The sequence below is a fragment of the Streptomyces fradiae genome (genome assembly GCF_041270065.1).
Classification (GTDB): Bacteria; Actinomycetota; Actinomycetes; order Streptomycetales; family Streptomycetaceae; genus Streptomyces.
The window spans coordinates 2260666-2272923 of record NZ_CP065958.1 but is presented as its reverse complement, the minus strand read 5'-3'; the positions used below and the strand labels follow the sequence as shown (position 1 = coordinate 2272923).

Annotated in this window: 5 protein-coding genes; 4 read left to right on the top strand and 1 reads right to left on the bottom strand. The window is 66.9% G+C overall.

The features are described from left to right. Positions 1-8 precede the first annotated feature (8 nt). Entirely contained in the window at positions 9-6959 is a 6951-nt protein-coding gene (locus JAO84_RS10215; protein ID WP_370412392.1) for a polymorphic toxin-type HINT domain-containing protein, read from the top strand. Further along, positions 6956-7357, top strand: coding sequence for a hypothetical protein (locus tag JAO84_RS10210; protein ID WP_370412390.1), 402 nt, complete (start codon positions 6956-6958; stop codon positions 7355-7357). Before JAO84_RS10215 ends, JAO84_RS10210 begins: the two co-directional genes overlap by 4 nt. A 315-nt stretch (positions 7358-7672) precedes the next feature. Here JAO84_RS10210 and JAO84_RS10205 read toward each other — a convergent pair whose 3' ends face one another. Further along, positions 7673-8395 (bottom strand): GntR family transcriptional regulator, encoded by a 723-nt coding sequence (locus tag JAO84_RS10205; RefSeq protein ID WP_370412388.1) that lies wholly within the window; start codon positions 8393-8395, stop codon positions 7673-7675. Positions 8396-9836: 1441 nt separating this feature from the next. On the opposite strand from JAO84_RS10205, the gene JAO84_RS10200 reads away from it, so the two are divergent. Further along, entirely contained in the window at positions 9837-10634 is a 798-nt protein-coding gene (locus tag JAO84_RS10200; RefSeq protein WP_370412386.1) for a polyprenol monophosphomannose synthase, read from the top strand. A 22-nt stretch (positions 10635-10656) separates the two neighbouring features. Next, a complete protein-coding gene (locus JAO84_RS10195; RefSeq protein WP_370412384.1) occupies positions 10657-12237 on the top strand; it encodes a hypothetical protein in 1581 nt (526 codons plus the stop codon). The last annotated feature ends 21 nt before the right edge of the window (positions 12238-12258 follow it).

The window sequence follows — 12258 nt, the reverse complement described above, 5'->3', positions numbered from 1 at the left end:
CCTTCACGATGTCTCAAAGGTGGGGAAGAGTATCTGTGATATTCGCGAGAGGTAGTTCGAGCAGACGGCCGGGCGGGCCCCGCCCATGGCGCCGTCGGGCGTTGGTGGTGCTACCGCTGACCGTGGCACTTTCGGTTCCGATCGGTCTGACACCGGTAGTGGCGGCCGACGGCAAGGCTGGTCTGGGCCGCCCGGATCTGCCGGGCCAGCACGTCAGCAAGGTCAAGCCCTTCTCCGGTCCGGGCGACAAGAAGGCCCGCGAGCAGGTGGCGAAGGACCAGCGGGAGAACGCGGCGCAGGCGCGGCGGGCCCGCGCTGAACAGCTGCGGGCGGTCTGGCCGAAGGCCGGCACGGCCGGCCTGGCACTGACCGCGGGCTCGGCGAAGGGGGCCAGGCCTGGTGGCCTCCCGGTCACCGTCGCTCCATCCGCGGCCAAGTCCGGCCTCAAGGCCGGCACCGACGCCACGATCACGGTCCTCGACCAGGCATCCGCCGACAGGCTCGGCATCACGGGCGTCGTTCTGACGGCCGAGGCGGAGAGCGCGGGCAAGGCTCGGATCAGCGTCGACTACGGTGCGTTCGCGTCCGCGGTGGGTGGTGGCTGGGCGGGGCGTCTCCAGCTCGTACAGCTCCCGGCCTGTGCACTCACCACCCCGCAGAAGGACGAGTGCCGGACGCGGACGCCGCTCGGCTCGTACAACGATCTCAAGGGCCGGACGGTCTCCGCCGACGTGGCGGTCGCAGCTACGGACGCGGGCCCGGCCACCCAGCTCGGTACCTCGTCGTCCGGCGCGACGGTCATGGCACTGACCACGTCCGGCAGCGGGCAGTCGGCGAAGGGCACGGGTGACTACAGCGCGACTCCGCTCGCCGCGTCCTCGGTCTGGTCCGCAGGCGGCAACTCCGGCTCCTTCACCTGGTCATACGGCTTCGCCATGCCGCCGGCCGCGGCCGGACCGGTCCCGTCGCTGAGCCTCTCCTACGACTCCGGGAGCGTCGACGGCCGGACGGCCACCACGAACAACCAGGGCACATCGGTCGGTGAGGGCTTCTCTCTGACCGAGTCCTATGTGGAACGTTCCTACGGCAGCTGCGACGACGACGGTCACGAGGACGTCTTCGACCGCTGTTGGAAGTACGACAATGCCCGTTTGGTCCTCAACGGCAGGTCGTCCCGCCTGGTGAAGACGGCCACGGCGAATGTGTGGAAACTCGAGAACGACGACGCCTCGAAGGTGGTTCGTTCCACCGGTGCCGACAACGGTGACGGCGATGGTGAGTACTGGACCGTCGTGACCGGTGACGGCACCAGGTACGTCTTCGGCCAGAACAAGCTGCCCGGAGCCACCACGCAGCGCACCAACTCCACCTGGACTGTTCCCGTCTTCGGCGACGACACCGGAGAGCCCGGTTACACCGCCGGCGCCACGTTCGCCGAGCGGTCCGTGCCCCAGGCCTGGCGGTGGAACCTCGACTACGTCGAGGACACCCGCGGCAACGCGGCCACCTACTGGTACACGAACGAAACCAACTACTACAAGAAGAACAAGGCCACGAAGGCCGACGCCGAGTACACCCGTGGCGGCTACCTCAAGGAGATCACCTACGGTCTTCGCAAGGATCTGAACGGGAGCCTGTTCACGGACAACGCCGACGCGAAGGTGACCTTCGGCTACGCCGAACGCTGCACCGCCGCGGACTGCACCTCGCTGACGAAGGCGACGGCCGAAAGCTGGCCGGACGTGCCGTTCGACTCGATCTGCGCCAAGGACTCCACCGAGTGCCTCGCTGAGTCCCCGTCGTACTTCAGCCGCAAGCGGCTCACCGAGGTGAACACGTCGTCCTGGAACGCCTCGACCAAGGCGTACGACCCCGTCGATTACTGGAAGTTCACCCAGGAGTACTTGGACGGCGGCGACATCGGTGACACGTCGGACCAGGTCCTGGCGCTGAAGTCGATCACGCGGTGGGCGAAGGCAGGAACGAATGAGATCGAGCTGAAGCCGATCTCGTTCACCTACCACATGCGTCAGAACCGTGTGGATGGCACGGACAACATCCTGCCGTTGACGCGCCCGCGTATCGCCACGGTCACGACTGAGACCGGTGCGATCACCACCGTGACGCTCTCCTCCGAGGAGTGCGTGCGCAGCCAGGTGCTCGACGCCCCCCAGGACTCCAACACGCGCAACTGCTACCCGCAGTTCTGGAACATCAACGGCGCACCGGACGCCTCGGTCGACTGGTTCCACAAGTACCGGGTCCTCGGCGTCGTCACCACCGACCCGGCGGGCCAGAACGTGCCCGTCGAGAACGAGTACGTCTACAGCGGGGCCGCCTGGCACCACAGCGACGATCCGATGACCCCGAAGGACGAGCGGACCTGGTCCGACTGGCGCGGCTACCGCGAGGTGACCGTCTACAAGGGATCGCGGAACGCCCCGGTCCGGTCCAAGACCGTCTCCCTGTACATGCAGGGCATGGACGGGGACCCGAACAAGGACGGCACCACCAAGTCCGTGTCGATCGCCCCGCTGGGTCAGCCGGCGATCGGTGTCGCCACCATCAAGGACGGCGACCAGTTCAGCGGAACCCTGCGGGAGCAGGTCACCTACGACGGCGCGACCGCGATCTCCGCCACGTCCAATGAGCCGTGGTCGACGGAGACCGCACGTCAGACGGGCGTGCCTGACGCGGCCGATCACGTGGCCCGCTTCGTCCGGACCAAGAAGACGACCTCGTACACCTACCTCACCGCCTCGTCGACTTGGCGGTCCAGGTACACGGACACAATTGCTTTCGACGAGAAGGGGCGCCCCGAGAAGGTCCTCGACTCCGGCGACTCCGCGAAGAACGGTGACGAGACCTGCACCCAGACCTGGTACGCGGACAACGACGGCGTCGGGCTGACGAGCCTCGTCTCGCGCGTACGTACGGTCGCCCTCGGTTGCACCTTCGCCGAGACCGACCTGAAGCTGAAGGCCGCCGACGGCACTCGGGGCAACGTCCTGTCGGACAACGCGATCGCGTATGACGGCATTGCCTGGTCGGACACGATGAAGCCGACCAAGGGGCCTCCCACCTGGGCCGGTCGTGCCACGTCGTACGGAACGACGCCGCCGGTGAACTGGCAGCGGGTCGCCGAGACCGAGTACGACACGCTCGGCCGGCCGACCAAGGTGACGAACGACGACGACAAATCGACGATCACGGAGTACACGCCGTCGACCGCAGGGCCGCTCACCAGGACCGCCGTCACCAACGCCCTGACGCACAAGTCCTTCGCGTACTTCGATCCGCGGCGCGGTCTCACCGTGCGTACGTATGACGCCAACCTGAAGAAGACGGAGCTGGCCTACGACGCACTGGGCCGTCTGACGGACGTGTGGCTCCCCAACCGCATCCGCGGCAGCCAGTCGCCCAACAGCACCTACGAGTACTCCCTCAGCAACACCAAGCAGTCCTGGGTCTCGACATCGACGCTGGCCGGCGACGGCCGGACGTACAACACCAGCTACGCGATCTACGACGCGCTGCTGCGCCCGCTCCAGACGCAGTCCCCGACCCCGCAGGGCGGACGCCTGCTGACCGACACCCGCTACGACAGTCGTGGTCTCGCATTTCAGGCCTACGCGGACATCTTCGACACGACGAGCACCCCGAACAGCACGTACACACGGGCCGAGTACGGCGAGGCGCCGAAGCAGACCGAGACGGTCTTCGACGGGGCCGAGCGGGCCACGTCCAGCAGCCTGTACACCCTCGGCGTGAAGAAGTGGACCACCAGTACCACCTACACGGGTGACTCCGCCGCGACCACTGCCCTCGACGGCGGGTCGGCGACCCGTACGATCGTCGACATCTTCGGCCGGACGTCGGAGACCCGCCAATACGCCGGCGTGAATCCCATGGACACGCAGTACGGCGCGACGCTGGGCACCGCGTACACCTCGGCACGGTTCGCGTACACGCCGGACGGCAAGCAGCAGAAGATCACCGGCCCCGACGGCGCCACGTGGACCTACACGTACGACCAGTTCGGTCGCCAGAAGACCGCCACGGACCCGGACAAGGGTGTCACCGAGACGGACTACGACAAGCTCGACCGCATCACGAAGACGACCGCGGGCGGGAAATCCGTCCTGAGCACGTACGACGACATCAGCCGTCCCGTCGACACCTGGGCGGGAACCGACCTCTCGTCGGCCACGCTGCTCACCCGACGCACGTACGACACCGTGCTGAAGGGGCTCCCGACCGCGTCCACGCGATTCGTGGGAGGCGAGACGGGCGACAAGTACACCAAGGAGGTCAAGGCCTACGGCGACCTGAACCAGCCCACGAGCACGGAGCTCCGGCTTCCGGCCACGGACGACCTGGTCAAGGCGGGCCAGCCGGCAACGCTGACCTTCACGACCAACTACCTCGCCGACGGCTCCGCCAGCAGCACGGCCGAGCCCGCCGTCGGCGGCCTTCCGGGCGAGACCGTGGAATACGACTACGGGTTGCTGGGACAGGTCACGTCCGTCCATGGCCTCAACAACTACCTCCTGAGGGCCGATTACACGGCTCTTGGCCAGGTCGGCCAGTTCACTCTGGGTCGAGGCGGTACGGGTGACCGCAGCGTCTACATCACCAACAGCTACGAAACCGGCACCGACCGGCTCACCCACAGCAACGTCACGGACGAGACGCACTCGTACATGCCGCAGGACCTGGCCTACGGCTACGACCAGACCGGTCATGTGACGGCCATCGCCGACTCGGCCACCCTCGGCGGGGCAGGCAAGGCGGAGACCCAGTGCTTCTCGTATGACGGCTACAGCCGGATGACGGAGGCCTGGACTCCGTCCTCCCAGAACTGCTCGGACCCGCGAGACGCCGGGGCACTGGGCGGGCCGGCACCGTACTGGACGTCGTACACCTACAACCAGGGCGGCCAGCGGCAGCAGGAGACGCAGCACACGGCGGGTGGAGACACCACGACCACGTACTGCTACGACCCCGCCAAGCAGCCCCATGCCCTGCGTTACACCACGACACGCACGGAGTGCGGTACGGCCGCAGACCCGGCGAAGGACAAGGTCTACGACTACGACACCTCCGGCAACACCACCAAGCGCCCTGGCGCCGTGGCGCAGCAGGACCTGACCTGGTCGGACGAAGGCCGTCTTGCCAAGCTCACGGAGAACGCCAAGTCCACGGACTACGTCTACGACGCCGACGGCACCCTGCTGATCCGCAACACCGAGGACGGCGAGCGGGTCCTGTACATGGGGGCCACCGAACTCCACCTGCGGTCGGACAAGACCACGTGGGCCCAGCGCACATACACGGCAGGCACCGCCGCGCTCGCGGTCCGCACCAACCAGTCGGGCACGAATCAGCTCCAGTTCCTCGCCGGCGACCACCACGGCACCCAGAGCCTCGCGGTCACCGCGGACGCCGAACAGAAGGTCACCAAGCGCTACATGACCCCGTTCGGGGCGGAGCGCGGCGGCGCGGTCGGCACCTGGCCGACGGACCGCGGCTTCCTGGACAAGACGTCCGACAAGACCACGGGTCTCACGCACGTGGATGCCCGCGAATACGACCCGCTGATCGGTCAGTTCATCAGCGTCGACCCGCTGCTCAGCCTCGATCAGCATCAGTCGCTGAACGGCTATGCCTACGCCAACAACGCCCCGGTAACCTTCAGCGACCCCACCGGGCTTGAGATCGGCTCCACGCCGGGTACCTGTTCGTACGACGTCAAGTACTGCACTCCGGACCAGATCTCGGGTAAGGACCCGAACAACGGATCGAGAGACAACAGCCCCGGCAGCTGCTATCACACCAACTCCTGCGAGGACCACGCACCCAAGAGCAGCGTCGATGACCTGGGTGACGGAGAAGCACCACTCCTTCCCGAGGAGGTGGCCAAGGAATGGCTCAACAGGGGGTACCCGAGTGAGAGCCAGCTCCGGAGTACCAATCAGGGGTACTACGATGTTCTGAGCTATGAACTGAATCTCGAGCTGTACTATCGCGAGCAGTGCACCTTTGGTGGGATGAACGACCCGTGCAGCGAGATACGGAAGTTCTACGACGGCTGGAAGCACGTCGACAGCATTGACTCGATTGATACATGCCCGATCTGTAGTAATTCCGGATTCCCCGTCGTGTTGGCCATGGCGGGAGTCCGTGGCTGCAAGTGCTTCCTGGCCGGCACCGATGTGCTGATGGCAGACGGTACGACAAAGGACATCGACAAGATCGAGGTCGGTGACGAGGTCCGAGCAACCGATCCAGAGACCGGTGAGTCCGGAATCAGAAAGGTCACGCATCGCATCGTCACTGAGGACGACAAACTCTTCAATGAGCTAGCCATCTCGACCTCAGGCGGCGAAGAGAAGCTGACGGCGACGCATGAGCACCCGTTCTGGTCGCCTTCCGAGCATCGCTGGGTCCCTGCGGGTGAGTTGTCCAAGGGCATGACCCTGCTGACCGACCGGGGCAAGACCGTCACGGTGGTCGGCAACAGGGCGTTCGCCAAGAAGGCCCGCACCTTCAACCTCACCGTTGACGACCTTCACACGTACTATGTGCTGGCGGGACGGACTCCGGTCTTGGTTCACAACGCAAACTGCTTTACGCCTCCTAGTAGCTACGTGAACCGTCATGGGGAGCTGACGAATGGCAAGTACACCGTCAGCTACCCGGCAATGCTGAAGCACCTCCCGGGTTCGTCGGGTCCGACAAAGAGTGTCTTCCTAAAGGGCGTAGATGCGGAACAGGCTACTCTAGACGCTGCCGCCTATGCTGACGCTCATAAGCTATGGGTCGGAAACAAGGCCAAGGTGTACGTCACGAATGGGCCCGTTGGGGTTGTCGGGAGGACTGGGGAGTTGACTCACTATATAAATGTCTATCGGAATGCCCGGGGCGCTATTCATGGGAGTCCCGGAGGTGCACCGTGATTGACGTCTCGGATGCGCTGGCGCGGTTGGTTGATCAGCCGCTCACCTGGCGTGAAGAGGCCGCAGTCGAGATCGCCGACCATTTGGCTCGATCGGTCGGAGGGGTTGTCGACTGGGATGAAGAAGCCGACGAGGAATGGCTGAGTGTCCTGGTCCGGGACGCTCGCGTGGCAATGGTCTCCACGACGCTGCGGCTGATCCTCGCCGAGGAACGTACTTCAGGCGATTTGGAGGTCCTCGCCAACGGTGGAACGGTGATTCTTGTTCCGTCATTCGATGCTCCAGTCATGCACTGCGATATCGCCGTGCTCGGACGGGTGTTCGGCGAGGAGGAGAAGCTTCGAGAGCTGGAGTTGGAGACCTTCTCGGCAAACGATTTGTGGTTCGCCACGGTGTGACCCCTGCCAACTGCGACCGTTCACGGGCTTCGGCTGTGACTCAGTCTGAGTCCGTGAAATATCTGCCGCGGCGGTGCAGGCGGGTAGCGATTCGCCGTACTCGGACGAAGCGTCGGATGCCCCGCAGAAGGAGCTCCCGGGGGCGGTCGGATTGGCGTATCTGGCCTACGAGTTGGAACGAGCCGCGGGGGGTGTCGAGGAGTTGGAGGAACGTGTCGAGCGCCTCGAAGGCCGCGACGCGGACTGAGGCAGACACGTGAACGACAGCGTCCCCGAAGACCGCAGGTCGGTCGTCGGGGACGCTCCGTGGATTGGTCAGGGCTGGTACTCGTAGCCGATGGTGAAGCGGGGTGGCAGGCACCACTCTCCGTACTCGATGATGCCTTCCGCGTCCGACCAGCCGTGGGCGCCGGCCAGGACGGGGGAGCCGACTGGCAGTCCGAGTGCGCTTGCCTCTCGGGCGTCGGCGGGGCGGGCGTGCATGTTGTCGTGGGCGTGGGTGATTGCGTGTCGGGTGGCTTCCAGGACTCGGGCTGTCAGCCCGCGGTTGCGGCCCGGGGCGGTGTTCAGCAGGTCTGGTACGAGGGCGGCGAACGGGGCCGGGTACCAGGTCACCGCGAACACGTTTCGGGTCTTGCCGCGGCCGGCCAGCCATTCACGCCGGACGACCTGGTCTCCTGCCTCCAGGTCGAAGACCTCTGCCACGTACAGCGGCGGGATGATCAGCTCGGCCGCTGTTACCCGGCTCGTCTCGCCCTCTGCGAGGAACGACTTCACCCGCTGGACCCTGGCCAGCCGGTCACGCGCTGACAGTGTCCAGCGTGAGTCATCGGCGACGTAGGTGCCCCGGGGTGTGGTGCGGATGAAGTTCTCGACCTGGAGGGCCTGCAGGGCTCGGGAGACGGTGGCGGCTGTGGCCTGCCATTGCCCGGCGATCTCGCGGTTCGTCGGCAGTTTGGCGCCCGGTTCGAGCTCTCCCGACAGGATGCGCTCCCGGAAATGGTCCGCGATCTTCGTGAACGTCTTGGGACTGGGCATATGGCGTGCCCCTCCGCTGAGTTGACGTGATGTCAGTGAGGGCACACCGGTGCACCGAGAACCGCAGCGGGAGTGCTTCGGCTACGCGAATACTGAACTAGAGCACCGACCTGTCGAGAGGTCGGGCATGTGACATTCGAGAGGTGGCGATGTGCAGTGACGGAACCCGGCCGGGTACTCGACCCCGCCGGTCGAACTGCCCTTGCGTCTGGAGCCGACGCCCGTCGAAGGCTGCGCTGGGTGTGCCGAGCTGGCCAACGTACGTGCCCGCGCCCGCACGGTCGGCGACTGCAACGTCTATGCGGCGCCACCCCTAGGGCCACCAGTGAGCCCCCCCTCGTCTGGCGGCATGTCGCCCACACCATCCGCCATGTCCCCGAGGGAGGTGTTACCTACGAGGCCTTCTGCGTCGCTGCCGACTGCGGAGCCGAATCCGGACCCCACGCCGAGCAGGAAGCCGCACAGGACTGGGCACTCCAGCACGCCGGACGTACCGGGCGCGACCTCTTCCGGCGTGTCTTCACCGGCCACGCCAAAGTCGCCCGAGCCGAGTAGAACCACCATCGTCAGCCCAAAAGGGACCCACAACCCGCAGACCAACGCACCAGGTCAGCAGCTCAGCCGGACGCTCGGTCACCGGCCACGGCGTACTGCCGAAGCCGGGTGCGCCCAAAGTCTCTCTACGCCAACGCGACCCGCTGAAGGCGGGTCGCGCGCGATACGGCCGCTCACCCGGCCCGCTCTCGACTCCGCCACCGCGGGCTGGCCAGTCACCAGGCCGCACAGAAGCAGCGCAGCGTCGTGCTGGAAGCGCGGAGCTGGCGGCGGACGTGCTCGCGCGCGAACGCCAGGCCGACGGCGAGGTGACACGGAGGGGAGCTGGCTGGGGCGGAGGCCCGGAGGTGAGGTCGGTCGGCTCCATGGGCTTTATCCACCTCCCCGGGCCGGGCCTGTGTCGGGCAAGGCCAGGGGGCCGCTCGTTCAAATTCCCGGCAGGATCACGACCTGCCCGAGTTGCCGGGCTAGCGGTACGGCACCCTGATCATGCCCGACCCCAACCAGGGCAGACTCTGGCCGAAGCCAATGTCCTGCCGAGCGCGGTCCGGCCCGGTGGGGGCCCGGCTCGTCCTGCCCTTCGCGCAGCCTGACAGTGGCCGGTAGGCGCATTCGCCGTGGACAGAGGATGGCCGAGGGGCTGCCGTAACGGAACGACGCGGAGGTAATGTAGTGGGGCCGGTGAGACGGACGAGTCCTTGTGGTCCAGTGGACCGCGCGGCCGGCGGGGGATGACAGAGCGACGCTTCGCGGGGGTGCGGCGCGGTACGCGGCGGAGTGCCGGTGACGCGCAGTACGTGTCTTCGTACCGTCGGTCCGCATGTGCGGTCGGCGGCAGCGCGTTCCGGCGAATTCGGTGAGGCAGGACCCAGTGAGGCAGGACCCAGTGACAGTCGAACACCAGACCACCGCGCCCGTCGTGCTGCCCGAGGCGTGGGCGACCGTTCCGCTGACCGTGGTCATGCCCACGTACAACGAGGCGGGCAACATACCGGCCGTGGCCGGGCTGCTCATGAATCTGGGCATACCCGGTCTGCGGCTCCTCGTGGTCGACGACTCGAGCCCGGACGGTACGGGCAGGATCGCTGAGGAGCTGGCGGCGGGGTACCTCGCCGACGACGGCACGCCGCGCATGTCGGTGCTGCACCGTACGTCCAAGGACGGCCTCGGCCGCGCCTACGCGGCCGGAATGAGCAAGGCCGTCGAAGACGGTGCCCGGTACGTCCTGCAGATGGACGCCGACGGCTCCCACCCGGCCGACAAGATCGCCGAGATGCTCGGCGTCGCGTTGTCGACCGACGCCGGCCTCGTCGTCGGCAGCCGCTATGTCCCCGGCGGCACCCTCTCCGACGCCTGGGGTGCCCATCGCAGGCTCCTCTCGCGCTGGGCCAACGCCTACGCCAGCACCATCCTCGGCACCCGGGTCCGTGACATCACCGGCGGCTTCAACCTGTGGAGCGCCGACGCGCTGCGTGCGATCGACCTCGCTTCTGTCGGCAGCGCGGGCTACAGCTTCCAGGTCGAGATGAAGTACGCGGCGCTGCGCCGCGGCTTCCAGGTCATGGAGGTCCCGATCCACTTCGAGGACCGTACGGTCGGCGAGTCCAAGATGAGCCTCGCGGTCCAGCTGGAGTCCATCGCCATGCCGTGGAAGCTCCGCGCGCGCTCCGTCGGCCGCGGCTGACGAGCCGAAGAGTCTCTCCTCCATGCCCAGCGCCCTCGACGCGCCCAGCGCCGTCGACTCCAGACCCGCGCCCCCGTCCTCCCGGCACCGCCGGCGACCCTCACGGCGCCGAATACCCGGCATGCTCGGTGCCGACCGTGTCACCACCGCACTGCACGGCGCGGTGCTCCTGGTGACGGCCGTCTTCGTCTTCATGATCGTCAGGCTGCCCTGGCACGGCGACATGGGAGTGCACGCCGCCACGATCGAACGCCTCCGGCACGACCTGGTCAACCCCGGCAACCCCATGGTCGACTCCCCGACGGAGAGTCCGTACTACTCGCCGTGGACGGTCTTCCTCGCGCTGTTCGCCAAGGCCACCGACCTCGACACCTTCGACGTGCTGCGGTGCGGCGCCGTCCTCGGCCTCACCGCGCTGCTCAGTGGTGTGTGGCACTTCACCCGCACCCTGACCAGGCACCGGGCCGCCCCGCCGCTGGCTGCGCTCTGCCTGTTCTTCCTCTGGGGCAGGGAGATTCTGGTGTGGAGCGGCTTCCTCGGATTCACCTCCCTCTCCCTGAACGTCTCCTACCCCAGCACGTTCGCGACCGGACTGGGCTTCCACTTCCTGGCCCTCCTCCACAAAGCGCTGATCCGGAATACGGCGAGCTGGGCCGCGTATCCCGGTCTGGGCGCGCTGTGGGCGGTGATGATGCTGAGCCACCAGTTCTCGGGTGTGGTCTTCACCTTCGGCGCCCTCGGCCTGGTCGCCTCGCTCCGCACCTGGCCGACCGGTGCGGTGTGGCTTCGGTTCGGTGTGGGTCTCGCGGTCGGCGTCGTACTGCTCGCAGCGTGGCCGTACTACTCGTTCTTCGGCCTCTTCGGAGCGGGTGGACTCGAGGAGATCCACGAGGACCTGTACAGCCGGTCGCTCCTGCGCTTCACACTGATCCCGATCGGGGTGTTCGCGCTCGCCGTGCGCCTGCGGCGACACCGCCGCGACCCGCTCGTCATCTGGTTCCTCCTGGGGCTTCTGACGGTCGGCGTCGGCGCCGCCCTCGGCAAGTGGTCCTTGGGCAGGGCGGAGCCCGCCGTGGTCATCCCGGCCCAGATAGCGGCAGCCCTCTGCGCGGTGGAAGGGGGCAGGCGTCTGTTCCGAGCAGCCTTCGGCGCACTCCTCGCGACGGCTCTGGCCGTCGGGGTCTGGGGGCAGAAGGACGCTCTCGGCTTCGTCTTCCGTGAGGACGCCCTGCCGAGCGCCGTCACCCGGGACGCGGTACAGGCCAAGACCTCGTACGCGTGGCTCACGTCGTACACCGCGTACGGCGACGTCTTCATGACCGGCGAGTGGACGGCGCAGAAGGTGCCGGGCTATGGCGGATACACGGTCATCGCGGGCTACCCGGACTTCTTCCTGCCGGATGAGAAGCAGCGCAGGACCGACACGGAGCGGTACTTCGCGCGCGACACGCCGCGCGACGAGCGGCTGGCCATCTTGCACAAGTACCACGTGACATGGGTGCTTCAGTGGCGAGACGAAGGCGGGCTGTCCGGAAAGGATCCGGCCCTGCGCTTCGTGAAGAAGGGACCGAACGCCCAATCGCTCTACCGAGTGGTGGGCTGACCGCTGCCCCAGCGGCGGACC

Excerpts from the sequence above, each read along its gene's own strand:
- JAO84_RS10215 (WP_370412392.1), top strand. The coding sequence starts at position 9 with ATGTCTCAAAGGTGGGGAAGAGTATCTGTGATATTCGCGAGAGGTAGT.
- JAO84_RS10205 (WP_370412388.1), bottom strand. The coding sequence starts at position 8,395 with ATGCCCAGTCCCAAGACGTTCACGAAGATCGCGGACCATTTCCGGGAG.
- JAO84_RS10195 (WP_370412384.1), top strand. The coding sequence starts at position 10,657 with ATGCCCAGCGCCCTCGACGCGCCCAGCGCCGTCGACTCCAGACCCGCG.